Annotated in this window: 20 protein-coding genes; 12 read left to right on the forward strand and 8 right to left on the reverse strand. The window is 61.9% G+C overall.

Features of this window, described 5'->3' with window-relative positions; genetic code table 11:
* Positions 1–45: 45 nt before the first annotated feature.
* From ACM6IT_RS03965 to ACM6IT_RS03980, 4 genes are all read right to left on the reverse strand, one after another.
* Positions 46–1593 carry an amino acid ABC transporter permease/ATP-binding protein gene (locus tag ACM6IT_RS03965; protein WP_056722708.1) on the reverse strand — a complete coding sequence of 516 codons (1548 nt, stop codon included), beginning with the start codon at positions 1591–1593 and terminating at the stop codon, positions 46–48.
* Positions 1594–1657: 64 nt separating this feature from the next.
* Positions 1658–2452, reverse strand: coding sequence for an ABC transporter substrate-binding protein (locus ACM6IT_RS03970; RefSeq protein ID WP_409079202.1), 795 nt, complete (start codon positions 2450–2452; stop codon positions 1658–1660).
* A 46-nt stretch (positions 2453–2498) separates the two neighbouring features.
* Positions 2499–3569, reverse strand: coding sequence for an isopenicillin N synthase family dioxygenase (locus ACM6IT_RS03975; RefSeq protein WP_056722704.1), 1071 nt, complete (start codon positions 3567–3569; stop codon positions 2499–2501).
* Positions 3570–3583: 14 nt separating this feature from the next.
* A complete protein-coding gene (locus ACM6IT_RS03980; protein ID WP_056722702.1) occupies positions 3584–4435 on the reverse strand; it encodes a sugar phosphate isomerase/epimerase family protein in 852 nt (283 codons plus the stop codon).
* 486 nt (positions 4436–4921) lie between these two features.
* Here ACM6IT_RS03980 and ACM6IT_RS03985 point away from each other — a divergent pair, with 486 nt between their 5' ends.
* The 7 genes from ACM6IT_RS03985 (at position 4922) to ACM6IT_RS04015 (ending at position 14409) form a co-directional block, all read left to right on the forward strand.
* A complete protein-coding gene (locus ACM6IT_RS03985) occupies positions 4922–6232 on the forward strand; it encodes an MFS transporter (RefSeq protein ID WP_414917559.1) in 1311 nt (436 codons plus the stop codon).
* Between the two features lie 22 nt (positions 6233–6254).
* Positions 6255–7484, forward strand: a complete 1230-nt coding sequence (locus ACM6IT_RS03990; protein WP_414917560.1) for a Zn-dependent hydrolase — start codon at positions 6255–6257, stop codon at positions 7482–7484.
* A 70-nt stretch (positions 7485–7554) separates the two neighbouring features.
* Positions 7555–8580: a histone deacetylase family protein gene (locus ACM6IT_RS03995; protein ID WP_414912853.1), complete on the forward strand. Its 1026-nt coding sequence runs from the start codon at positions 7555–7557 to the stop codon at positions 8578–8580.
* 247 nt (positions 8581–8827) lie between these two features.
* The gene (locus ACM6IT_RS04000; protein WP_056722689.1) at positions 8828–10732 is read left to right on the forward strand and encodes a sigma-54-dependent Fis family transcriptional regulator; all 1905 of its coding nucleotides are present in this window, start codon (positions 8828–8830) and stop codon (positions 10730–10732) included.
* The gene (locus ACM6IT_RS04005) at positions 10732–12450 is read left to right on the forward strand and encodes an ABC transporter ATP-binding protein (protein WP_056722688.1); all 1719 of its coding nucleotides are present in this window, start codon (positions 10732–10734) and stop codon (positions 12448–12450) included. The genes ACM6IT_RS04000 and ACM6IT_RS04005 overlap by 1 nt, the downstream gene beginning before the upstream one ends.
* A complete protein-coding gene (locus ACM6IT_RS04010; RefSeq protein ID WP_414917561.1) occupies positions 12440–13117 on the forward strand; it encodes a S8 family serine peptidase in 678 nt (225 codons plus the stop codon). Before ACM6IT_RS04005 ends, ACM6IT_RS04010 begins: the two co-directional genes overlap by 11 nt.
* Entirely contained in the window at positions 13114–14409 is a 1296-nt protein-coding gene (locus ACM6IT_RS04015) for a tryptophan 7-halogenase (protein WP_414917562.1), read from the forward strand. Before ACM6IT_RS04010 ends, ACM6IT_RS04015 begins: the two co-directional genes overlap by 4 nt.
* 89 nt (positions 14410–14498) lie before the next feature.
* Here ACM6IT_RS04015 and ACM6IT_RS04020 read toward each other — a convergent pair whose 3' ends face one another.
* The gene (locus ACM6IT_RS04020; RefSeq protein ID WP_414917563.1) at positions 14499–15989 is read right to left on the reverse strand and encodes an aldehyde dehydrogenase family protein; all 1491 of its coding nucleotides are present in this window, start codon (positions 15987–15989) and stop codon (positions 14499–14501) included.
* Positions 15990–16503: 514 nt separating this feature from the next.
* Here ACM6IT_RS04020 and peaA point away from each other — a divergent pair.
* The 4 genes from peaA to peaD all read left to right on the forward strand — a co-directional run bounded on the left by peaA (position 16504) and on the right by peaD (position 21076).
* Positions 16504–18084 (forward strand): quinohemoprotein amine dehydrogenase subunit alpha, encoded by a 1581-nt coding sequence (gene peaA / locus ACM6IT_RS04025; RefSeq protein WP_414912848.1) that lies wholly within the window; start codon positions 16504–16506, stop codon positions 18082–18084.
* 96 nt (positions 18085–18180) lie between these two features.
* Entirely contained in the window at positions 18181–19611 is a 1431-nt protein-coding gene (peaB, locus tag ACM6IT_RS04030; protein ID WP_056722678.1) for a quinohemoprotein amine dehydrogenase maturation protein, read from the forward strand.
* Between the two features lies 1 nt (position 19612).
* Complete coding sequence (gene qhpC / locus ACM6IT_RS04035) at positions 19613–19936, forward strand: quinohemoprotein amine dehydrogenase subunit gamma (RefSeq protein ID WP_007971075.1); 324 nt, start codon at positions 19613–19615, stop codon at positions 19934–19936.
* Positions 19937–19957: 21 nt separating this feature from the next.
* Positions 19958–21076, forward strand: coding sequence for a quinohemoprotein amine dehydrogenase subunit beta (gene peaD, locus ACM6IT_RS04040; RefSeq protein ID WP_414917564.1), 1119 nt, complete (start codon positions 19958–19960; stop codon positions 21074–21076).
* A 149-nt stretch (positions 21077–21225) separates the two neighbouring features.
* Here the strand turns inward: peaD and ACM6IT_RS04045 are convergent, their stop codons facing one another.
* Both ACM6IT_RS04045 and ACM6IT_RS04050 read right to left on the reverse strand, forming a co-directional pair.
* Positions 21226–21627, reverse strand: a complete 402-nt coding sequence (locus ACM6IT_RS04045) for a lysozyme inhibitor LprI family protein (RefSeq protein ID WP_414917565.1) — start codon at positions 21625–21627, stop codon at positions 21226–21228.
* A gap of 62 nt (positions 21628–21689) precedes the next feature.
* Positions 21690–22088 (reverse strand): GFA family protein, encoded by a 399-nt coding sequence (locus ACM6IT_RS04050; protein WP_223465804.1) that lies wholly within the window; start codon positions 22086–22088, stop codon positions 21690–21692.
* A gap of 197 nt (positions 22089–22285) precedes the next feature.
* Between ACM6IT_RS04050 and ACM6IT_RS04055 the strand changes: the two genes are divergently transcribed.
* Complete coding sequence (locus ACM6IT_RS04055) at positions 22286–22774, forward strand: SRPBCC family protein (RefSeq protein WP_409079192.1); 489 nt, start codon at positions 22286–22288, stop codon at positions 22772–22774.
* Positions 22775–23060: 286 nt separating this feature from the next.
* Here the strand turns inward: ACM6IT_RS04055 and inhA are convergent, their stop codons facing one another.
* Entirely contained in the window at positions 23061–23747 is a 687-nt protein-coding gene (gene inhA, locus ACM6IT_RS04060) for an isonitrile hydratase (RefSeq protein WP_340316072.1), read from the reverse strand.
* Positions 23748–23783 lie beyond the last annotated feature (36 nt).

Genomic DNA, 23783 nt, shown 5'->3' on the forward strand with positions numbered 1-23783 from the left:
TACGTTTTCCTGAAAGAAGGAAGTTCGAAGAAAGCGGTTGCCTGTTCATGCATGATCCAGCGTTGCGGACAGGTTCGGCGATCGGGTACTGATGCCCATGAAGCGTCGCACGCGTTCTCCTTCGGCTTCGCATCGTATGGTTTGCGGTGCGGCATCCAGTTGGATATTACCGTTCTCCATGAATACGACCCGGTCGGATATCGACATGGCAAAGTCCATTTCGTGGGTCACGATCAGCATGGTCATGCCTTCTTTGGCCAGGTCGCGGATCACGTTCAGCACGTCGTTGACCAGTTCCGGGTCGAGGGCTGAGGTCGGCTCGTCGAACAGCATGATTTGCGGTTCCATCGCCAGGGCTCGAGCGATCGCCACGCGCTGTTGCTGCCCGCCGGAGAGCTGGTGCGGGTACTTGTGGGCATGGGCCAGCAGGCCGACCTTGTCCAGTAGCGCATAGGCACGATGTTCACTCAGCTCGCCCGGCTGACCGTGGTAACGGGGCGCCAGGGTGACGTTGTCGAGAATGGTGCGGTGCGGGAACAGGTTGAAGTTCTGGAACACCATGCCGATGTGCCGCACGCCTTTGCGCAGGCGGGTGCTGTTGGGTTTGTCCGACGCTTCGATGAATTTTTCGCCGAACAGCAGGATGTCGCCGGTATCGATGCTTTCCAGGCCGTTGACGGTGCGGATCAGCGAAGTCTTGCCGGAGCCGGATGGCCCGATGATCGAGACCACCTGGCCGTATTCGACATTCAGGTCGATACCCATCAGCACCTGGTGGGTGCCATAGCTCTTCTGGATGTTCTTCAGTTGCAGGATGGGCGTCGCGTTGTTGCCGGCGGCTTTGCGCGCAGTGTCGGGCAAGGCTTCGGCGCTGGCCTTGAACCTGGCGATGGTGGCCGCGTCGAGCGTGTGCGGCTTGCGGAAGTTCAGGTCCAGGTAGCGCTCCAGGCGCTGCAGGAAATAACCGAACACGGTGACGATCAACACGTAATACACGCCTACCGCCGCCAGGGTTTCCATGACCAGGAAGTTGGTGGCATAGAGGCGTTGGCCGACCGTGAGGATTTCGGTCAGGGAGATGACCGAGACCAGCGAGGTCAGCTTGACCACTGTGATGTATTCATTGATCAGCGTGGGCAGCGAAATGCGGAAAGCCTGAGGGATCACGATCAGGCGTTGCATGCCGAGCAGGCCGACACCCAGCGCGCGCCCGGCTTCCTTCTGGCCCTTGGCCACGGAGATCAGGCCACCACGATGGATTTCCGCCATGTACGCCGCTTCAGTGACCACCAGGGCCAGCAACCCTGCGTAGAAGGGGTTGGACAGAATCGGTCCGCTGCCGGGAAACAATTGCGGCAGGTTGTAGACGAAGACCACCAGCACCAGCAACGGAATGCTGCGGAAGAACCAGATGTAGACCGCGGCGGGAATGCGCAGCAAGGGCGACTGGGACAGCTTGGCCGTAGCCAGGACAAAACCCAGCAACATGCCGATGAACCAGGCCAGGGCACTGAGCTGGACCACCGTGACGCAGGCCTTCCAGAAGTCCGGCAGGGAGAACAGGGATAAGAAATACGACCAATCGAATTGCATGGGGCACCTCGATCTGCCGCCCCGGAGCAGGGGAGGCAGATGACCAGACTACAAGGACAGGTTCTTAGTTGGCAGTCGGTTCTTCCAGGCCATATTTCTGGAGAATTGCCGCGTATTCACCGCTCTTTTTGCTCTCCTCGAAGGCCTTTTGCACGGCCTGGAAGGTTTCGTCGTTACCTTTCTTGACGAAGATGCCCAGGGTTTGTTGATAAATCGGATGCTCGGTGGTGATCACTACCCGGCCGTTGGTCTTTTCCGCGATCATTTTTGCCGCGCCGGCGATTTCAACCTGGGCCTGGATGTTTTTAGACAGCAGGGCCTGGGTCACTTCGGGTGCCGAAGGGTACTCGCTGACGGTGATCGCGCCTTTGTTGTTCGGCACGCAGTATTCGTCAGAGAGCTTCTTGAACTCCTTCACCCAGGTGGTGCCCTGTTCCAGACCCAGTTTCAGGCCGCACAGGTCTTCAGGCTTCTTCGCATTGATCTCGCTGCCCTTGGGCACCATGACCGCGGCACCGGTGTTGGCATAGGCGATGGTCTGGGCCTGGGTCTGGCGCTCCGGTGTGATGTACATGCCGGAAATGATCGCGTCGTACTTGCCGGAGTTCAGGCCCAGGATCAGGCTCGGGAACTTGGTGTCGACGAACTCCACCTTGGCGTTCATGTGCTTGGCCAGTGACGTTGCCAGTTCGGGGTCGGAGCCCACCACGTTTTTGTCCTTGTCATAGGACTCGAAGGGCGGGTAGGTGATCTCCATGCCGACCTTGAACGTATCTGCCGCGGCCATGCTCACCGAGGCACCGAACATACCGGCTGCCAATACAGCCAGGCTCAAAAGGTTTTTCTTGTTGTTTTTCATGATGTGCTGACTCCGGCGTAGGTAGGGGATTAGCTGAAAACTTCAATCAGGACGGTTGGGCCTGATTTTTCAAATGTCCGAAACTGGCGGGCTTTCGTGCCTTGCCTGGCAGTTGAACGTCCCCGTTGGCCACCCTCTGGCGCAGATATTGATAGGTCTGCAGCGCCTGGCCATACATGTGTTCGCCGATGGTGATTTCTTCGTAGTCGTTGCCTGCCTGGGCGAACCCGGGCAGCGGTCTGATCTGGGTGTGATAGTCGCAGGCATAAAACAGCGGAAAGGAATAACGCTCCTCCTTCACGCTGCGTACCCGGTGCGCGGTGGCAACGAAAGCGCCTGCCGTCATCACTTCCAGCATGTCGCCGATGTTGACGACAAAGGCATCGGCAATCGGTGGGGCATCAATCCATTGGCCAAGATTGTTCATCACCTCAAGGCCCGGTTTGTCGGCCAAAAGGATGGTGAAACACTCGTAGTCAGTATGGGCGCCAAGACCCGGTGCGTCATGGGCTGCACCGTCGAAGGGGTAGTGGATCAGGCGCAGCTTGGACGGTGGACGGGTCACCAGGCTGTCGAAATAGTTTTCTTCCAGGCCCAGGGTCAGGGCGAAGCCACCGAACAGTCGCCGGCCCAGGGCGAAGATGGCTTCATAGTAGGCCTGCACCGAGGCCTTGAAACCTTGCAGCCGTGGCCAGTCGTTGGGCCCCAGCAATGGGGTGTTGGCCAGCACCAGCGGGTCATCGGCCGGGACTTCGAAGCCGACATCGAAGGCTTCCTTGTGGTCTGGCTTGCCCTTGGAATAGACCTCTTCGCCTTCGGGTACAAAGCCCTTGTGGGTTTGCGAGGTGCCGATGTAGTGGCGCATCTTGGCGTCCAGGGGCTGGTCGAAAAAGTCCTTGGCCGCCTTGCGCAGGTTGGCGATCAGTTGCGGGTCGATACCGTGATCGGTGATGTAGAGGAACCCGACCTCGCTGGCGGCGCGCCCCAATTGTTCGGCGACGGCCAGGCGGTGTTCCAGTTCAACGCTGAACAGGCCGGCGATGTTGACCACCGGGATGCTATTGAAGTTGGCTTTGTGAGTGTCAGTGCTTGCGCTGTTGTTTTTGTTGTCAGGCATGTCGCATCGGCTCCCTAAGGATGGCTTGAATGGCTGAAACGGTCGAAGTGTTCACGCTCGGTCTGGCCCATCCACACATTCAATGACCACAGGTCGGCGACCGGGACATTGGTGAAGGGCAGGTGATGCAGGTAGCCGTCGGCGCCGAACTCCGGGGTCAGGGTGCTAACCTGGTAACCGCGGGCTTGCTGCGAGCGCCAGATGCTTTCCCAGTGCTGCTGATGGAAGGCCAGTTCCCTTGCATATTCCGGAGCCGCCGGGTGCGGAACCTGCGGTCCCTGGTCATAACCGACCCGGGCCTGGATATGGTGAACCCGCTCGATGAAAGCGCTCAGGTCATCGGCCGGGTCATTCAACAGGCGCTCGCAGGTGACCACCCAATGGCTGATGTCGCTGGTGAACAACAGCTCGGGCAGTTGCCGGATCAACTCCAGGGTCACCCAGGGGTTGAACAGCGACCGCGAGCGGTGGGTTTCGAAACTGCAGACCTGGCCGTGCTTGCGCGCCAGATCCAGCGCCTGGCCAAAAAACTCCACTTGTTGTGGCAAGGACCAGCGATCGTTGCCCGCCAGCACATTGACGAAGCGCGGGCCGAGTTCAGCGGCCCAGGCGAGTTTTTGATCGAGATCATTGAGGTGGACGGCAGGGGTTGCCGACTGGTCCGGCAGCACGTCGTACGCGGTGAAGACCGTGCTGATATAGCCCAGGCGATTGGCCTGGAGAAAGGCGCCAAACTCGGCCCGTTCACGGGCGTCCAGTGGCAGGCGTGCCTCCATCCCGTCAAAGCCCGCTTGCAGCAACTCCTCGAGCGCCTGGGCCTTGCTGGCGGTGTAACCCCACAGCGTGCGGAAAATTTCCAGCTTCATCGGTGATCCTCAAAAATCCCAAGGCCTACTGCAAATGCACTTCGACGGCGCCAGGCTGCCAAGAGGCTGGTTCGCTGTGGAGTCGATGTTAGGCACAGGCCGCGCACTGAAAGAATCTGAAAGTTCAAAAGAATACTTCAGACTTTCATCAACAAATAGCTTGCTACTTATAGCGCTGGCCAGGACAGGTTTTATCGGCCGGAACGTGTCTACGTTGGATATTGGCGAGAGATGCCATCACTACGGCATCGTTTTGAAGACGCCCAATCGACACCGCGCCGCTGAGGGGGGCTTTTTTGGCCGTGTGTTGCCCTGTAGAGAAGGGTGCCACCCTCAATTATAAGCTTGGGTGATACTTCGAATAATAAATAGAAAATTGACTAATCATGGTCCCGAAACGAAAAATCATCCCCAGACCGGCGCCGTCAGAGCGCCGCGGATTTGCCGTTTCTCTCCTGCCAGAAAAATAACCAAAGGAGTCCCCCCATGAAGCCTCCCGCTTCGTCCCAGCCGCGCCGTGCGGCAGCCGCTGCCTTCATTGGCACCATGATCGAGTGGTACGACTTTTACATCTATGCCACCGCCGCCGCGCTGGTGTTCGGCGCGCTGTTCTTCCCCTCCGACGACAAACTGTTCAGCACCATGGCCGCTTTCGGCACCTTTGCCGTGGGTTTCTTTGCGCGGCCGTTGGGCGGGATTGTCTTCGGTCATATCGGTGACCGCATCGGCCGCAAGAAGTCGCTGATCATCACCTTGTTGATGATGGGCGTGGTCACGGTGTGCATCGGTTTGCTGCCGACCTACGGGCAAATCGGCGCCGCTGCGCCGGTGCTGCTGATTGTGCTGCGTATCGTCCAGGGCATCGCCGTGGGTGGCGAGTGGGGCGGTGCGGTGTTGATGGCCGGCGAGCATGCGCCGAAAGGCCGGCGCAATTTCTTCGCCTCGTTTGCGCAACTGGGCAGCCCGGCGGGTTTGATCCTGTCGCTGCTGGCCTTCAGCGCCGTCACCCGGTTACCGGAAGAGGACCTGATGAGCTGGGGCTGGCGCTTGCCGTTCCTCGCCAGTTCGCTGTTACTGCTGGTGGGCCTGGCGATTCGTCTGGGGGTCAATGAATCGCCGGAGTTTCTTGCCAGCCGCGAGCAGGCCGGCAAAAGCCAGCGCAAGGAGCAGGCGCCGGTCATGGAAGTGCTGCGCACAGCGTGGCGTCCATTGCTGCTATGCATCGGCGCCAACACCCTGGGGATCGCCGGGGTGTATTTCACCAACACCTTCATGATCGCCTACACCACCCAGCAACTCGAGCTGCCGCGCTCATTGATCCTGGAGTGCCTGTTCTTCGTCGCGATCATCCAGTTCTGCATTCAGCCGCTGGCGGCCTGGGTCGCCGAGAAGATTGGCGCGACCCGCTTCCTGTGCCTGGTCTCGCTGCTGGCCATGGCCTCGCCGTACCCGATGTTCGTGCTGGTCAGTTCGGCCCAGGCGCCGCTGATCATCCTCGGCATTGCGTTGGCGGTGGTGTGCATGGCGTCGTTCTACGCGGTGATTGCCGGTTACGTCAGCGGTATGTTCGAGACCCGTGTGCGCTACACCGCGATCTCTCTGGCGTACCAGATTTGCGGCGCGCTGGCCGGTGGCCTGACGCCGCTGATCGGCACGATGCTGGCGCACAGGTTCGCCGGCCAGTGGTGGCCGATGGCGGTGTTCTACAGCCTGATTGCCGCGACTTCTCTGCTGTGTGTGCTGTCCCTTGCCCGTCGCCATGCCAGTGCCGAACGTATGGAACTGGCCAAGGCCTGAGCTGAATTTCCTGGAGAAACACATGTTGAAGATCAATGGTGAACGCCTCTGGGCGAGTCTGATGGCGATGGCCGAAATCGGCGCCACCGCCCGTGGCGGCAGCTGCCGCCTGGCCCTGAGCGACGAGGACAAGGCCGGCCGCGAACTCTTTGCCCACTGGTGCCGCAAAGCCGGCATGACCCTGAGCGTGGATGCCATCGGCAACCTGTTCGCTCGCCGCGCCGGCACCGACCCTGACGCAGCACCGGTGATGATGGGCAGCCACCTCGACACCCAGCCCGAAGGCGGGCGGTTCGATGGCGTGTACGGCGTGCTCGCCGGCCTGGAAGTGGTGCGTTGCCTGAACGATCTGGGCATCCAGACCCGCAAGCCGCTGGAGGTGGCGGTGTGGACCAACGAAGAAGGCGCGCGCTTCACCCCGGCGATGTTCGGCTCGGCGGTGTTCACCGGCATCATGGCGCTGGATGCCGCGCTGGCGGTGCGCGACATCGATGGCATCAGCGTCGCCGAGGCGCTGCAACGCACCGGTTATGCCGGCGCGCGCCCGCTGGGCGGCGCGGTGGATGCGTACTTTGAAGCCCACATCGAACAAGGGCCGATCCTCGAAGACAACGCCAAGAGCATCGGCGTGGTCAGCGGCGGCCAGGCGATTCGCTGGCTCGACGTACGGGTCGAAGGCATGGCGGCCCACGCCGGCACCACGCCGATGCCCCTGCGCAAGGATGCCCTGTACGGTGTGGCGCAGATGATCCAGGCCATCGAAAGCCTGGCGGCGGACTTCGCCCCCGAAGGCCTGACCACGGTCGGTGAGTTGAGCATCAACAAATCGTCGCGCAACACCATTCCGGGCTTGGTGAACTTCACTGTCGACCTGCGTCATCACCGTGATGAAACCATCGAGGCGATGGAGCAACAAGTCCGTGCGCGGCTGCAGGCGATAGCCGACGCTCGCGGCTTGACACTGGCGATCACCCCGCACTGGATCAGCCCGGCGACACCGTTCGACGCGGACTGCGTGGCGGCGGTGCAACAGGCCGTGGACGCCCTGGGCTACGCTCAGCAATCGATCGTCAGCGGCGCCGGACATGACGCGATCCACCTGGCGCGGTACTGCCCGACGGCCATGGTGTTCATCCCCTGCGTGGGCGGCCTGAGCCACAACGAAGCCGAAGATGTGCTGCCCGAGGATGTGCGCCAGGGCACAGATGTGCTGCTCAACGCGGTGTTGGCACGCGCCGAAAAAATCGACTGAACGCAGGCCCGCTCCCACAGTAGTGCGTGTCCGGTTTCAAGATTTTCGTTAACTGACAGGTAATCACTCCATGCGCAGTTTTTTCCACCCCGAACAATTGCTCCACCATCCTCGCAGTTACTACTCCCGTGGCCAGATGCGTACGCCGCAGGAAGTGCCGGAGCGTGCGCAGCGCCTGGTGCAGGCGTCTCATGCATTGGGTTTCAAGGTCGAGCAACCGGTCGATGCCGGGCTCGATCCGCTGCTGGCGGTGCACGGCGCACCGTACCTCACGTTTTTGCAGGAGGCCCATCAGCGCTGGAAAGAGATTCCCGAGGATTGGGGCGACGAAGTGATGTCGAACATCTTTGTCCGCGAACCCAATGCCCTGCGCGGGATTCTCGCGCAAGCCGCGTGCTATCTGGCCGATGGCAGCTGCCCGGTGGGCGAGCAGACCTGGCGTTCGGCCTACTGGTCGGCGCAAAGCGCCATCGCCGGCGCCCGGGCATTGCTCGATGGCGAGCCGGCAGCCTATGCCCTGTGCCGTCCACCGGGTCATCACGCCCGGGCCGAAGCAGCGGGTGGTTTCTGTTATGTGAACAACGCGGCGGTGGCGGCGCAGGTCTTGCGTGCCGGGTTCTCGCGGGTAGCGGTGCTGGATACCGACATGCACCACGGCCAGGGGATTCAGGAGATTTTCTACGATCGCGAAGACGTGCTCTACGTCTCGGTGCATGGCGATCCGACCAACTTCTATCCGGGCGTCGCAGGTTTTGCCGATGAGCGTGGTGTCGGGGCGGGCGAGGGTTTCAACCTCAACCTGCCGATGGCCCATGGCGCCAGCGAGGCGGATTTTCTCGGGCAATTGGAGGTGGCGCTGAAGGCGGTGACGGACTTTGGCGCCGAGGTACTGGTGCTGTCCCTGGGCTTCGATATTTTCGAACTGGACCCGCAGAGCAAAGTGGCGGTGACCCGCGAAGGGTTCGGCGTGCTCGGTGAGCGGATTCGCAGCCTGGGGTTGCCGTGCCTGATCGTGCAGGAGGGCGGGTATCACCTGGAGAGTCTGGAGGAAAATGCCAAGGCGTTTTTTGTCGGGCCTGAGGTCTGGCACCGCTGATTTTTTTCTGCGCCTGGGAAATCGCTTTCGCGAGCAAGCCCGCTCCCACACTTGATCGTGTTGAACCAAAAATGTGTGGTCAACATCGGACAATGTGGGAGCGGGCTTGCTCGCGAAGAACGATAACTCGGTCTATCTGGTGAATTACAAGCGCCCTACGGCACTTGCCATAGCCCTTACGTTAACGTAAAGATTGCTCCAGGGCGCCGACGTATGAAGGCGCAGGGTGGATGACCCGGAGCGCTTGATGACGCCAATAAAAACAAACTCCCCCAAACTGCATCGCGAAGCCCGGCTGGCCCGGGAAAAGCTGCACCTGGAAGGCGAAGTGCCGGATGGCGTCCTGCGTGCGGAAATCGATGCCTCGTGGCGACGCAGCCTGAGCCATGGCGTGCATTTCAATGCCAAGCATGAGCTGGCGCTGGAATCGAGTGCCAGCCTCGACGTGCTGCTGGCCAGCAACCGCTTGCTGATCGACGCCGCGCTGCCGGCCATCGATTACCTGGCCGAGCGTCAGGGCAAGGAAGGGCTGATCATCCTCGCCAACTCCGACGCCACCATCCTCGCCGTCGAAGGCCGTGCCGACCGTCTCAAGGGCAGTGGCCTGCAGGACATCACCCTCGGCGCCTGCTGGAGCGAAGCGGTGCGCGGCACCAACGCCCTGGGCACGGCACTGGTGGAAGCCCGGCCGACCCTGATCGATTGCGGCGAACATTATCTGGACCGCCTCAGTGATTTTTCCTGCACGTCGGTGCCGATCCATTGCCCCCAGGGCGACATTCTTGGCGTCCTCGACCTGACCCGCGAAGGCCCGCTCGGCCGAGCCCACGACAGCACCGCGCTGCTGGCCATGGCGGTCAGCCAGATCGAAAGCCGCATCTTCAACTCAAGCTATCCGGACGAAATCGTCCTCGCTTTCCACAGCCGCAGGCAATACCTGGAATCCCCGTGGCAAGGCCTGCTGGCCGTGAGCCTCGGCGGGCAGATCCTCGCGGTCAGCGCCCAGGCCTGCCAGTTGCTTCACGCCGAGCGCTCGGCCCTGATCGGTCGGCGCTGCGAGGAGTTTCTCGGCGTCGATGGCCTGCAGTTGTTGGCGCGTCTGCATCAGGGCGGGGCCGGCAGTCTGCAAACCGCCAAGGGTGAGTTCTTCTACAAGACCCTGCGCGCGCCGCAACGCTCGATCAACGTCAGCAGCCCGCCGCGCACCGCGGCGAAAACACCCAAGGCGCCACCGGATCTGGAGGCGCTGGCCGGCAGCAATACCCGCTACGCCCGTGCCTTGCGCATGGCCCGTCAAGGCCTGGCCAATGAGTTACCGGTCTTGTTGCTGGGCGAAACCGGCACCGGTAAAGAGGTCATCGCCCGCGCCCTGCACATGGCCGGAGCGCGCTGCGACAAACCTTTCGTGGCGGTGAATTGCGCGGCCATTCCCGAAGGCCTGATCGAGTCGGAACTGTTCGGCTACCGCGAAGGCGCGTTCACCGGTTCACGCCGGGGCGGCATGGTCGGGCGCTTGCAGCAGGCCCATGGCGGCACCTTGTTCCTCGATGAAATCGGCGACATGCCATTGGCCTTGCAGGCCCGGTTGTTGCGGGTGTTGCAGGATCGCAAGGTCGCGCCCCTGGGCGCTGGCGAAGAGCAGGACATCGACGTCGCGCTGATCTGCGCCACCCACCGCGACCTCAAGCGTCTGGTGGAAGAAAAACACTTTCGCGAGGACCTGTTCTACCGGGTCAACGGCATCAGCGTGATGCTCCCGGCCCTGCGCGAACGCGAGGATTTCGGCGCGCTGGTCACTCGCATGCTGACGACACTGGGCGCACCCGCCGTGGTCCTGCACGATGATCTCGATCGCTTGCTCAGCGGCTATCACTGGCCGGGCAACATCCGCCAACTGGAGATGGTCCTGCGCACCGCGCTGGCCATGCGCGAACCGGGTGACACCGTGCTGACCCTCGACCACTTGCCCGACAGCATGCTCGACGAGTTGACCGCCAGCGAACGGCCCCAGGCCGGCAGCATCCGGGAAAACGAACTGGAGCTGATTCGTCAGTCCCTGGACACGCACCAAGGCAACGTCTCGGCCGCCGCCGACGCCCTGGGCATCAGCCGCGCGACCCTGTATCGCAAGCTCAAACAGTTGCGTTCGTGATGCAGCGCCTGATCGTTCGGCTGATCGACAGCCAGAACCCCGAGGCGCTGCAAGCGTCACTGCGCTGGCTGTACAGCTTTGTGCGACCCCATCGCCTGGCGATTGCCGGGCTGCTGGGTTTGTCGGTCTGCGCCTCGGCGCTGGTGCTGGTGCAACCGTGGCTGACCAAATTGCTGATCGACGATGGGCTGTTGGCGCGCAACTTCCCGATGCTGGTGTTGATCGCCGGGCTGATGATCGTTGCCGGCTTGTTGGGCACGGCGCTTTCGGGCATCAACCGCTACCTGCACACGCGCCTGTCCGGGCGCATGCTATTTGCCCTGCGCGATGACCTGTACCGACACTTGCAAACCCTGTCGCCGAGCTTTTACGGCCAGCGGCGCATTGGTGACCTGATGTCGCGCCTCGATGGCGACGTCGCGGAAATCCAGCGCTTTGCCGTGGACTCGCTGTTCTCGGCCGTGTCCAGCGTGATCGGCCTGGTGGTGGCCGTGGCGATGCTGCTGACCTTGTCCTGGAAACTCTCGCTGCTGGCCCTGGTGCTGATTCCCCTTGATGTCCTTTGGCTGCGCTGGATGCGGCGCAAGGTCGAGCGCGATGTGCGGCAGTTGCGCGAGCGTTCGGCGGACATGTCGTCGTTCATGGTCGAGACCCTGCCGGTGATGAAGTTCATCCAGTCCGCCGGTCAACAGCAACGCGAAGCACGGCGCCTCGAGACGCTGGGGCAAGGCTACATGAGTCAGTTGCTGCGCCTGCAAGTCACCGAGTTTTTCACCCAGGCCGTGCCCGGTACCCTGACCTCGCTGTCCCGGGCCTGCGCATTCTTGATCGGCGGTTACTGGGTGGTGCAGGGCACCTGGCAACTCGGCGCCCTGATTGCGTTTTCCACCTACCTGGGCATGGCCGTGGGGCCGGTGCAGAGTCTGCTCGGGCTTTACGTCGCGATCCAGCGGATGACCGTCAGCCTCGGCCGGGTCATGGAGTTGCGCGGCGAACAACCGACCGTGCTGACACCCGCCATGCCACGGGCGATGCCCACTGGCGGCGATCTGTGGTTCGACAGCGTGCACTTCGCCCATCCCGGCCGCCAATTGACCCTGCGTGGCATCGAAGCGCGGATTCCCTACGGTTTGAAAGTGGCCCTCAGCGGCGGCTCGGGCGTGGGTAAATCCACCCTGATCGATCTGCTGCAACGTCATCACGATCCGCAATCGGGCCGGGTACTGCTGGGCGACGTCGATCTGCGCGAACTGGACCTGTTCCAGTTGCGTCGGCGCATCGCCATCGTCAGCCAGGACATCGTGTTGTTTCGCGGCAGCCTCGCCGACAACCTGGCCTACGCGGTGCCGGATGCCAGCCGCGAGGCGATTGCCGACGTAGCGCGACTGGCGCAACTCGACAGCCTCATCGAGTCCTTGCCCGAAGGTCTCGACAGCCCCTTGGGCGAGCGGGGCCAGCAGTTGTCCGGTGGGCAGAAGCAACGCATCGCGATTGCCCGGGCGCTGTTGCAAGACCCTTTGATCCTGGTGCTCGATGAAGCCACGTCCGCGGTGGATGAGGCCACCGAGCGCGAAGTCATCGACGCCATCGACCGCTTGTTTGCCGGGCGTACGCGCATCCTGATCAGCCATCGCCCCTCAACCCTGGCCGATGCCGATCTGCGCTTCGAATTGCTCGACGGCGTGCTGACCTCGAAAACGGTGCTGCATGAAACCTGAGTTGCGCATTGGCGTGGTGGACAGCGGCCACTCGGCGGCACAAACGGTGCAAGTGATCGCCGGCCGGCGCTTTTCATTGCTTGAAGACGGCCTGGCCGAGGGCGACTTGCGCGAAGATCCGCTGGGGCATGGCAGCGCGGTGATCGAGGCGATCGGCCGGCGAGCACCCTCGGCACTGTTTTGCGTGGCGCAGGTGTTCGACCAGCGCGGTGTCACCAGCGCCTTGCAGATCGCCACGGCGATTGACTGGCTGCTGACGCAGGACGTGCGACTGATCAATCTGAGCCTTGGCCTGCGCCAGGATCGCAGCCTGTTGCGCGCGGCCTGCGCGGCGGCGGTGGCGCGGGGCGTGTTGCTGTGTGCGTCGAGCCCGGCCCAGGGCGAAGGCGTGTTTCCGGCAAACTATCCGCAGGTGGTGCGGGTGACCGGCGATGCGCGGTGCGCCGAGCAGGAATGGTCGTGGCTCAACAGCGCCCAGGCGGATTTCGCCGCCTGTGTGCATGGCACCTACCCGGGGCAATCCGGGGCGAGCCTCGGTTGTGCCGCCTTGAGCGGGCACATCGCCGGGTTCCTCGCCGAACAGCCTGACGCCAGCAACGCGCAAGTCATCGAGTGGTTGCGCGACCATGCCCGTTACCGTGGCCCTGAACGGCGTTTCGGGCCATGACCGACATCGTCATTCTGGGCGCCGGACCGGCCGGCGCTGCTGTCGCGCTTGGACTCCGGCGACTGGGCCATGGCGTCACGCTGATCAGCGAATGGCGCCGGTTTGCGGCGCTCGAAGGCGTGTCCGTGCGGGTGCTGGAGGCTTTGCGCGGCGCGGGCCTGCATCAGGCGTTGGCGCAGGCGACGCTGCCTTCTCAACGCCAGGTCTCGTGGAATGGCCAACACCACGCGCAGAACATCGAATACTTGCTCGACCGTCCGGTTTTTGATCGAGGCCTGCGTGAGGATTTGCACCTGGCGGGGGTCGAGCTGATCGAAGGCCGGGTGCTGACGGTTCAGTCATCGGCCAATGGTCATCGAATCGAAATCGACGGCCGCGAACCGTTGCTCGCGCCGTTTCTCGTGGAAGCCCGAGGACGTCAGGCCCCCGCTATCGGCAAGGGCATGCGTGGGCCCGAGACGGTCAGCCTGCTCAATCGCTGGCAGGGCTCGCCGGGCAGCACCGCCAGCGCCGTGGAAAGCCTAAAGGACGGCTGGGCATGGATGGCGCGGCGCGCCGACGGCCAGTGTTACTGGCAATGGACGGTGGACGTGGCCAGCGCCAGGTTGCCGGGTAAGGCCATGTTGCTCGAATACTGCCAGCAGCGGCGCCAGGGTTCGAAGCTTGCCACGGCATTTTTTGCCGGCGAAACGGAAGCTGATCTACAGCTGCACGCTCGCAGCAGCACAGCGATTCTGAGCCCGCAGGTGTGTGGCGAAAACTGGATCCGGGTCGGCGATGCGGCCATGGCGGTGGACCCGTTGTCGGGCAACGGGATCTTTCAGTCCCTGTCTTCGGCGTTGCAGGCACCGGCGGTGATCAACACGCTGCTGTGCAAACCCGAACGGGCGGCTCTGGCCCAGCGTTTTCACCAGCAGCGGGTGGAACAGTTGTTTTTGCGGTTTGCCCGGATCGGCCGGGATTTTTATGCCGATGAGCAGCGCTGGCCGGATCAGCCGTTCTGGCAGGCGCGACGGAACTGGCCGGACGCCGAGGTGGCCCATGCCGAGGCGGATTTCAATGGGTTGAGGATTGAGCAGGCGCCGGTGTTGCGTGATGGGCTGGTCGATGAGGTCGAGGTGGTGATCACCGCGGATCAGCCGTTGGGCATCTGGCATGTGCATGGGGTTGAGGTGGCGGCGTTGGTGCGGCGGTTGCGCAGTGAATCGGCTGAGCAGGTGTTGGCCGGGTTGACGGCTGAACAGGGAAGGATGGTCAGGAGTTGGTTGATGGGGCAGGGATTCAAACCGTAGGAGCTGGCGAAGCCTGCGATCTTTTGGCTGCCTCAAACGTACCGAGGATCAAAAGATCGCAGGCTTCGCCAGCTCCTACAAAAACTGTTTCACAGTTTGATCAACACCGACTTCAACTCGGTGTAATGCTCGATCGCCGCATACCCCATCTCACGCCCGACCCCGGACATCTTGTAGCCGCCGAACGGCAGCGCCGGGTCCAGGGCGCTGTGGCAGTTGACCCACACCGACCCGGACTTGATCCGTGGAATCATCCGGTGCACCGCCGCCAGGTCGTTGGACCAGATGCTCGCGCCCAATCCATACGGACTGTCGTTGGCCATGCGCAGGGCATCGGCCTCGTCATCGAACGGGATGGCCACCAGCACCGGCCCGAAGATTTCTTCCTGCACCAGTGAGTGCTTCTGATCGACGTCGACAATCACCGTCGGCTTGACGAAGAACCCCGGGCCGAACTGCTCACCACCGCAGGCGATGGTCGCGCCGCTTTCCCGGCCCTTTTCGATGTAGCCGTAGACGCGCTCCTGCTGGCGCGCCGAGATCAACGGCCCCATGTCGACGCTCGGGTCCAGGCCGTTGCCGAGTTTCATGGCGTTGGCGATGCCAGCGATGTCCGCCACCACATTGTCGAAATGCTTGCGCTGCACATACAGCCTGGAACCTGCGCAGCAGACCTGGCCCTGGTTGAAGAAGATCGCGCTGGCGGCCCCGGCCGCGGCGGTTTTCAGGTCGGCGTCGGCCATGATGATGGTCGGCGACTTGCCGCCCAGCTCCAGGGTGACCCGGGTCATGGAATCCATGGCGATCTTGCCGATCTGCTTGCCCACGGCGGTGGAGCCGGTGAAGGTCAGCTTGTCCACCAGCGGGTTGTGGGTCAGGGCCGAACCTGCGGTGATGCCGGTGCCGGTGACCACGTTGAAAACGCCTTCGGGATAACCGGCCTCCAGCACCAGCTCGGCAAGTTTCAGTGCGGTCAGCGGGGTTTCGTCGGCGGGCTTGAGCACCACGGTACAACCGGTGGCCAGGGCCGGGCCGAGTTTCCAGCAGGCCAGCAACAGCGGGAAGTTCCAGGCAACGATGGCGCCGACCACGCCCACTGCTTCGCGTCGGATGAAACTGTGGAACTGGTCGTTGGGCATCAGCGGTGCCGACACGTCAACCGTCGAACCTTCGATCTTGGTCGCCCAGCCGGCCATGTAGCGCAGGAAGTCGATGGCCAGTTGCACGTCCATCACCTGGGCGACCGCTGCGCTTTTACCGTTGTTCAGACATTCCAGCTGAGCCAGCAGTTCGGCGTCGCGCTGCATCAGGTCGGCGAGTTTCCACAGCAGGTTCTGCCGCTCCCGGGGGCGGGTGTGGGTCCAGGCCGAATCGTCGAACGCCTGGCGGGCGGCGAGTACCGCGCGGTCGACATCCTCCGGCGTTGCCCGTGGCACCACGCACAGCACTTCGCCGGTGGCCGGGTTGTGCAGGGGCATGGTCTGGCCGTCGGCGGCCTCGACCCAGTCACCGCCGATAAGCATGCGCGGGGCGCGCTGGATGAATGCCGAAGTGGCGGGAAGCAGGTTTGGGAGCGACATGATGAAACCTCGTCTTGTTCGTGTGGCGAGGTCTTTTGCAACGGTTGTGCCAGTTATGTTGATTGGGAGGCAAGAGCCGGTTTAGCGGGGCTTGCGGGTTATGGACCCAAGTTGAAAAGGGGGAGCATGCGTCGCAAATTGCGACGCAGTGAGACGCCGGTGACGCATGGTGAAGTTCAAAAGATCGCAGCCTGCGGCAGCTCCTGCAGAAGGAGCAACGTTCACCTGTAGGAGCTGCCGCAGGCTGCGATCCTTTGATCTTGATCCTATGCTTGTCTCAGGTTGAAACAGTTGTCGCGAAATTGAACGTGGAACGCAGACGACACGATTGGCAAAACACCGGCTTTTATCGGCAAGTCATTGATTCAAAGAAATATTCATAAGCTGGCACGCTCCGTGTATTGCTCATCGCAAACGTTTCTCTTGCCTCCGTCAGCGGTTCACCGCCGGCGGCAGAAACCATAAAAACGATAAGCCACAACAATAAGAACGCACCGTGCGAGGTTCGACGTTGATGAAGAGAAAACTCCGATCAGGCATGAGCGCCAGCCTGCTGGCCGTAGCCGCTTGTGTAGCGCTGCATTCGCCTCATAGCCTGGCAGCCCGCGACGCCCAGACCATCCTCAAGGAAACCTGTCAGGGCTGTCACACCCCCGAAGCCGATAACGCTCTGAGCCGTATCAGCCACCAGCGCAAAACGCCGGAAGGCTGGTTGATGAGCATCGCCCGGATGCAGACCATGCACGGTTTGCAGATCAGCGATGAAGACCGCCGGACGCTTGTCAAATACCTGGCCGATACCCAGGGCCTTGCGCCGAGCGAAACCGACGGCGTGCGCTATGCGCTGGAGCGCCGGCTCAACACCGTCGAACACTTCGACGACCAGACCAGCCAGATGTGCGGCCGCTGCCACTCCGGTGCGCGGGTCGCCCTGCAACGGCGTCCGGCCCAGGAGTGGGAACGCCTGGTGAACTTCCACCTCGGCCAATGGCCGTCGCTGGAGTACCAGGCGCTGTCCCGTGACCGCGACTGGTTCGATCTGGCCCGTAAAGAAATGGTGCCGTTGCTGGCCAAGCGCTATCCGCTGGATAACCCGGCCTGGAAAAAATGGCAGGGCGCGGCGCCGAAAAGCGAGGCGCTGGTGGGCGACTGGAGCTTCAGCGGGCACTTGCCCGGCAAGGGCGAACTGGCCGGTGTGATGAGCGTGACCGCCGACGGCAGCGACACTTTCAAGGTCAGCGTCAAAGGTCAATACGCTGACGGCACGCCGTTCAATGGCGACGGCAGTGCGATTCTCTACACCGGCTATGAATGGCGCGGCAACGTGACGATCGATGGCGTGACCATGCGCCAGGTGTTCGCTGCCCAAGGCAATGCGATGCAGGGCCGGATGTTCGAGGCCGAGCACGATGAGCGCGGTCTGGACTTCGTCGCCGCCAAACAGGGCTCCCAGCGGTTGCTGGCGGTGCAGCCGGGCTATGTGAAGGCCGGCAGCGAAACCGAAGTCACCCTGATCGGCAGCGGCCTGACCGGCAAGCCGGACTTCGGCAAAGGCGTGGAAGTGCTCGAAGTGGTCGAGCAGAGCCCCGAGCGGATCAAGGTCAAGCTCAAGGCGACGGCCAATGCCCAGCCGGGCGTGCGCGCGGTCAGTGTAGGCACGCTGAAAGGCCCGAGTCTGTCGGTGTACAGCAAGATCGCCTCGGTCAAGGTGGTGCCGGAATTCTCGGTGGCTCGGATCGGCGAGGGCGGTGGTTCGACGCCGAAAGTCCAGGGCCGTTTTGACGCCGAAGCCTGGGGCAAGGGCTCCGACGGCAAGCCATATCGCATCGGCGTGTTCCCGGCGCAGTGGAAGGTCGAAGCCTTCGACGACCGCGCCAAGGAAGACGAAGACGTCAAGTTTGCCGGCACCATGCAGGCCGACACCGGCGTGTTCACCCCGGGCGATGCCGGGCCGAACCCGGCGCGCAAGATGTCCACCAACAATGCCGGCAACCTCAAGGTGATCGCCGCCGTCGACGACGCAGGGCAATCCCTGACCGGCGAAGGCCACATGATCGTCACCGTGCAACGCTGGAACAATCCACCGATTCCATGAGTTGGCTGTCCTTGGCTTAACACAGCTTCAAGGCTACAGACACTTTTTGGAATGACCGCAAGCCCCGCCAAGCGGGGCCTGCACAGGAGGTTGGTTATGGGCGCTATATTGAATCTGGTCGAACGCAACCTGCACGAAGTGCAGGTCGATGCCGACCGCATGCTGTTTCACATCCCCAGCAGTTCGCTGTTCGCCAGCGATGAACTGACGGGGACCATCATCGACACCTTGCGCGGGCCCGGTTGTTCCTCGGACGACCTGATCCAGCGCCTGGCCGCGCGTTTCAGCGGCGAGGAAATCACCGAGACCCTGCGCGAGCTGATGGCGCTGGAACTGGTCAGCGACGGTTCGCCGCTGACCCCGGACATCGCCACCAAGCGCGTCGAGCGCACGGCGATCAATACCGTGGTGCTCAACGTCAACACCGGCTGCAACCTGAGCTGCACCTACTGCTACAAGGAAGACCTCGACAAGCCATCGGCGGGCAAGAAGATGGACGTCGAAACGGCGATCGCCTCGGTGGAAATGCTGCTGCGCGAGTCCCCGGACGAAGAGCGTTTCACCGTGGTGTTCTTCGGCGGCGAACCGCTGAGCAACCGCAAGCTGATCGAGTACATGGTCGACTACTGTGAGAAGCGTTTCCGCGAGGCGGGCAAGTTCGTCGAGTTCGTCATGACCACCAACGCCACGCTGCTCACCGAAGAAACCGTGGACTACCTCAACGCCCACCGTTTCGGGCTGTCGGTGAGCATCGACGGGCCGAAAACCGTGCACGACCGCAACCGCATCACCGTGGGCGGGCAGGGCACGTACGACGTGGTGCGGCGCAAGGCCGAGATGCTGCTGTCGCGCTACAACAGCCGTCCGGTTGGTGCTCGCGTAACCCTGACCACCGGCGTGACCGACGTCGAAACCATCTGGGATCACCTGTTCAACGAACTGGGTTTTGCCGAAGTCGGCTTTGCCCCGGTGACCTCCGGCGACATCAGCAGCTTCAACCTCACCAGCGATGAACTGGTGCAGGTGTTCGCCAACATGAAGGCCCTCGGTCGACGCTATCTGGAAGCGGCGCTGGAGCACCGCAACATCGGTTTCTCCAACCTGCACCAGCTCATCACCGACATCCACGAAGGCCACAAGAAAGCCCTGCCGTGCGGCGCGGGCCTGAAGATGCTGGCGGTGGATCACAAAGGCGAGCTGAACCTGTGCCACCGCTTTACCGGTTCGAGCCTGCCGACCTTCGGCAACGTCCACAGCGGTGTGAAGCAGGTGGAGTTGAACGACTTCCTGTCCCAGCGCCTGGACCGCACCAACACCGGCTGCGAGGACTGCCAGATCCGCAACCTGTGTTCCGGCGGCTGCTACCACGAGAGCTACGCCCGCTACGGCGATCCGACTCACCCGACCTATCACTACTGCGAACTGATGCGTGACTGGGTCGACTTCGGCATCGAGGTCTACACCCGGATCATGGCCAATAACCCTGCGTTCATCAGCAGTTACATCACTCCGCGCAAGGCTCACTGATATGAAACATCTCAAGGCAATCAATAACAAAGCGTTGAAGCTGGATCAGGCCGCGGACGAGAACCGCATTGAAGAAGTGGTGGCCATGAGCTCCGTGGCGGGCTGTGCCTCAACCACCGATCCGGGCTGGGAAATCGATGCGTTTGGCGGCGTGTCGTCGCTGTGCCAGCCGATGGAAGCCGACCTCTACGGTTGCTCCGACCCCTGCTGGTGGCCGGCCCAGGTGCCCGACATGATGAGCACCTACCCGGACTGGAACAAGGATGCCCAGGCGTCCAACGAAAACTGGCGCAACCTCGGCACTGTCTTCCCCAAAGACAAGTGATCACAGAAGAAGGATTCCAGCATGCGTAATATCAAAGCCTGCGGCCTGGCCGCGTTCGCCGTTCTGAGCAGCTGTTCGGTCAGTGTTCTGGCCGATGAAAACACCGCACTGCAAGATGGTCACGAGTACATGTTGACCACCAACTACCCGAACAACCTGCACGTGATCGACCTGGCCACCGACACCCTGTTCAAGACCTGCAAGATGCCCGACGCCTTCGGTCCCGGCACCGTGCAATTGTCGCCGGACCGCAAGACCGCCTACGTGCTGAACAATCACTATGCGGACGTCTACGGTGTCGAACTGGACAACTGCAAGCAGGTGTTCCACGCCAGCATCGCCCAGAAGCCGGGGGAAAAAGCGCGCTCGATGTTCGCCTTCACCCTCAGCCACGACGGCAAGGAGCTGTACACCGTCGCCAACCCGACGCTGATGATGAACGATCGCTACGAAGTGCAGCAGCCCCGGCTCGACGTGTACAAGACCGACGCCGGCATGGACGCCAAGCCTGTGCGCAGTTTCCCGGCGCCGCGCCAGCTGACCATCATGCAGAGCGGTGACGACGGCACGCTGTACGTGGCCGGGGCGGACGTCTACAAGGTCAATGTGCAGACCGGCAAGTTCGACGTGCTGATCCCCAGCCGCCACTGGAAGCGCCCGAATTACAGCGCGCCGGATGTGCTCTACGTGTGGAACCAGCAGACCTACCGGCATGACTTCTCGCTGCTTTACACCGCGGCGAAGTTCAAGGACAAGAAACAGGACCTGGCCACCGCCGAATACCTGTACGGCCTGTTCAGTGTCGACCTGAAGACCGGCAAGACCGAAACCACCGACTTCGGGCCCTTGACCGAAATCTACTTCAGCGGCATGCGCTCGCCCAAGGACCCGAACCTGATGTTCGGCGTGCTCAACCGCCTGGCCAAGTACGACATCAAACAGAAGAAGATGCTCCAGTCCGCCACGCTCGATCACTCGTACTACTGCATTTCCTTCAACAAGGACGGCAGCAAGATCTACCTGGCGGGGACCTTCAACGACGTGGCGATCTTTGATGCCGACAGCCTGAAGCAGACGGGCAGCATCAAGCTGCCGGGCGGGGACATGGCGATTACCACGGCGCAGATTTTTGTCCGGTAATTGCCGCGCCTGAACTGACGCCTTCGCGGGCAAGCCCGCTCCCACAGTGGATATGCAGTGTGATCACTATCGTGTGAACACCCCTGAACCCTGTGGGAGCGGGCTTGCCCGCGAAGAGGCCCTCAAAAACACCGCAAAAACAGCAAAAATCAAACCCCCGGCACCGGACAACTCAAATCCCCCTCCTGGCACTTCAAGTACTGCTTGAACGTCTGAACCCGTGCCTTGGTCAACTCCGTGGTGCAGTTGCCGTAGATCAGCGGATACACACTCCCGCCTTCCACCCCGGACGCCGAGAACCTGCACTCGGCATCGCGGAACGCCACCCACGCCCGCTGCGCACCCACCAACTGCTTCTTGCCGTCCGGGTTGCTCTTGAGCCGCGAAGTGATCTGCTGGTACAGCGCATTCAATTCCTTGTCGGCGGCAGCATTCTGCTGCGCCGCACACTGGTTCATCGTCGCCTGGTCGTGGGCGTTGTCACAATCCACGGCGAACGCCATGGAGGTGAACAACAGGGGCGTCAGCGCCAATAGTAAGCGTGGGTTCATGCTGGAGTGCTCGTTGTGACCGAATGAGAAATGCAGTGTAGCGCTGAGGGGCATTCAGCCCGCTACGCTTGCCATTGCGTGTGTTTTTCCACCGAATCGTATTCCAGCCATGGCACGTCATGGGCCGTCCAGATATGCGCTTGGGGTGTCTTCCGTGGATCGGTATCCAGTGTCGCCACCCGAACGATCACGTGGGGCTGGGCCGGCCGTTCGGCCATCAGGTGTGAACCGCAGGCCGAACAGAAATACCGAAACTTGCCTGGCGACGATTCATGGCGGCTCAGGCGATCCTGGCCTTTGGTCCAGCGAAAATGCTCGCGCATGACCCCGGCGGTCGATGCAAAAGCCGCTGCGTGTGCCTTACGGCAGGTCTGGCAATGGCAGTGGCTGATGGGCATGTCGAGGCTGTCGAGTTCGTATTCGATGGCCTTGCACAGGCAACTGCCGCGCAGGTTGTTCATGTCGCTATCCTTTTCGATGCTGTTTCGAGACGGAACGTTAGCCGTTTCGCCCTCTGACTTTGCGATTGCCCCAGAACTTATCCGTGCAAATGCGACCGAATATCTCAGGCATGATTGATTGCACATCCCCATTGGTACAACTTTAAAGTTGGTCTTGTGGTCTTACTGACCTACTGTTCAAGTACAGGAGGTGACTTATGAACCCAGCATCTGATCGCATCGAAAGGAAAGTCCTGCTCAAGGCCAAGCGTTCGCAGGTCTGGCGTGTGCTGGCCAATGCCGAAATGTTCGGACAGTGGTTTGGCGTGGCGCTGGAGGGCAAGCGCTTTGTGGCAGGCGAGTGGACCCAGGGGCAGATTACCTATCCCGGTTATGAGCATTTGCGCTGGAATGTACTGGTAGAGCGGGTCGAGCCGGAGCGACTGTTTTCGTTTCGCTGGCACCCGTATGCCGTCAACCCTGAAGTCGATTACTCCCAGGAACCCACCACCCTGGTGAAATTCGAACTCGAAGACATGGACGAAGGCACGTTGCTCAAGGTCTCCGAGTCCGGTTTCGATCACGTTCCCCAGGCCCGTCGCGAAAAGGCTTTCCGCATGGACAGTCGCGGTTGGGAAGAGCAAATGAACAATATCGAGCAGTTTTTGATCGACAATGCCAAGTCCCACGAACAACTGAGTGGCTGAAGCTGGCTCGAAACCTGAGGCGTCCAGGGGTTTTCGGAAGGTGGTTTATAGCGAATGTCTTACACGCGATGGTAGTGATATCGCCTGTTACAAATTGGATCCGAAGCGTAATCTGGCCTTACCCACTGAAGCACAGGATGTGCTCAGGATCATGGATGATCGACCATATGCAAGGAACGCTACGACAAGGAGTCGTCATGGTCTTGGAAAAACCCGCTTCGGCGGGTTTTTTTGTGGGTGCGTGAAAACATCGTGGCGGCAGGCACCGGGTTCCCGCCGCCGTTTTTCACTGCCGGTCGAGTTTCGCCGCCGCGCGCTCGGTGATCTGCGCCCGCAGTTTCAACGAGCCGGCAGCCCGCTGGCGAGCCTCCTCCAGCACACTGGCCGGGGCCGTCTCCGGACTGCCCGCGGTAAATGGCGGGGCTGGGGCGTATTCCAGTTGCAATTGCACCAGCTCGGCGGTGGCCTGGTCGAACAGCTCGGCGGCCAGGGTCAGGGCGAAGTCGATACCGGCGGTGATGCCACCACCGGTCAGCAGATTGCCGTCGCGAACCACCCGGTCTTGCACCGCAATTGCACCCAGTGGCTTGAGCAGTTCGTGATACGCCCAGTGAGTGGTGGCGCGTTTGCCCTTGAGCAATCCCGCCGCGCCCAGCACCAGCGAGCCGGTGCACACCGACGTGATGTAGCGGGCATTGGCGGCCTGGGCCTTGAGAAAGTCCAGGGTCTGGTCATCTTCCATCAAGGGTCCGACGCCGCTGCCACCGGGCACGCAGATCACGTCCAGTGCCGGGCAATCATCGAAGGTGGTGGTCGGTTTCAGCAGCAGGCCGGTGCTGGCGGTGACCGGCATCAGGTCTTTCCAGATCAGATGCACTTTCACATCCGGCAGCGAGGCCAGTACGTCATAAGGGCCAGTCAGGTCCAGTTGCTGCACCTGAGGAAACAACAGAAAACCGATCTGCAACGTCATGGTGTTTTTTCTCGTGAAGTGGGTGGACGGTTTGAC

The organism is Pseudomonas sp. IT-P4, from assembly GCF_949767755.1.
Lineage (GTDB): Bacteria > Pseudomonadota > Gammaproteobacteria > Pseudomonadales > Pseudomonadaceae > Aquipseudomonas > Aquipseudomonas monachiensis.

Coding starts and splice junctions, on each gene's coding strand:
- ACM6IT_RS03975 (WP_056722704.1), bottom strand. CDS start 3,569: ATGCCTGACAACAAAAACAACAGCGCAAGCACTGACACTCACAAAGCC.
- qhpC (WP_007971075.1), top strand. CDS start 19,613: ATGAAACATCTCAAGGCAATCAATAACAAAGCGTTGAAGCTGGATCAG.
- ACM6IT_RS04005 (WP_056722688.1), top strand. CDS start 10,732: ATGCAGCGCCTGATCGTTCGGCTGATCGACAGCCAGAACCCCGAGGCG.
- ACM6IT_RS03965 (WP_056722708.1), bottom strand. CDS start 1,593: ATGCAATTCGATTGGTCGTATTTCTTATCCCTGTTCTCCCTGCCGGAC.
- ACM6IT_RS03970 (WP_409079202.1), bottom strand. CDS start 2,452: ATGAAAAACAACAAGAAAAACCTTTTGAGCCTGGCTGTATTGGCAGCC.
- ACM6IT_RS04010 (WP_414917561.1), top strand. CDS start 12,440: ATGAAACCTGAGTTGCGCATTGGCGTGGTGGACAGCGGCCACTCGGCG.
- ACM6IT_RS04055 (WP_409079192.1), top strand. CDS start 22,286: ATGAACCCAGCATCTGATCGCATCGAAAGGAAAGTCCTGCTCAAGGCC.
- ACM6IT_RS03990 (WP_414917560.1), top strand. CDS start 6,255: ATGTTGAAGATCAATGGTGAACGCCTCTGGGCGAGTCTGATGGCGATG.
- peaB (WP_056722678.1), top strand. CDS start 18,181: ATGGGCGCTATATTGAATCTGGTCGAACGCAACCTGCACGAAGTGCAG.
- inhA (WP_340316072.1), bottom strand. CDS start 23,747: ATGACGTTGCAGATCGGTTTTCTGTTGTTTCCTCAGGTGCAGCAACTG.
- ACM6IT_RS04015 (WP_414917562.1), top strand. CDS start 13,114: ATGACCGACATCGTCATTCTGGGCGCCGGACCGGCCGGCGCTGCTGTC.
- ACM6IT_RS04000 (WP_056722689.1), top strand. CDS start 8,828: ATGACGCCAATAAAAACAAACTCCCCCAAACTGCATCGCGAAGCCCGG.
- ACM6IT_RS04050 (WP_223465804.1), bottom strand. CDS start 22,088: ATGAACAACCTGCGCGGCAGTTGCCTGTGCAAGGCCATCGAATACGAA.
- ACM6IT_RS04045 (WP_414917565.1), bottom strand. CDS start 21,627: ATGAACCCACGCTTACTATTGGCGCTGACGCCCCTGTTGTTCACCTCC.
- ACM6IT_RS03980 (WP_056722702.1), bottom strand. CDS start 4,435: ATGAAGCTGGAAATTTTCCGCACGCTGTGGGGTTACACCGCCAGCAAG.
- ACM6IT_RS03985 (WP_414917559.1), top strand. CDS start 4,922: ATGAAGCCTCCCGCTTCGTCCCAGCCGCGCCGTGCGGCAGCCGCTGCC.
- peaD (WP_414917564.1), top strand. CDS start 19,958: ATGCGTAATATCAAAGCCTGCGGCCTGGCCGCGTTCGCCGTTCTGAGC.
- peaA (WP_414912848.1), top strand. CDS start 16,504: ATGAAGAGAAAACTCCGATCAGGCATGAGCGCCAGCCTGCTGGCCGTA.
- ACM6IT_RS04020 (WP_414917563.1), bottom strand. CDS start 15,989: ATGTCGCTCCCAAACCTGCTTCCCGCCACTTCGGCATTCATCCAGCGC.
- ACM6IT_RS03995 (WP_414912853.1), top strand. CDS start 7,555: ATGCGCAGTTTTTTCCACCCCGAACAATTGCTCCACCATCCTCGCAGT.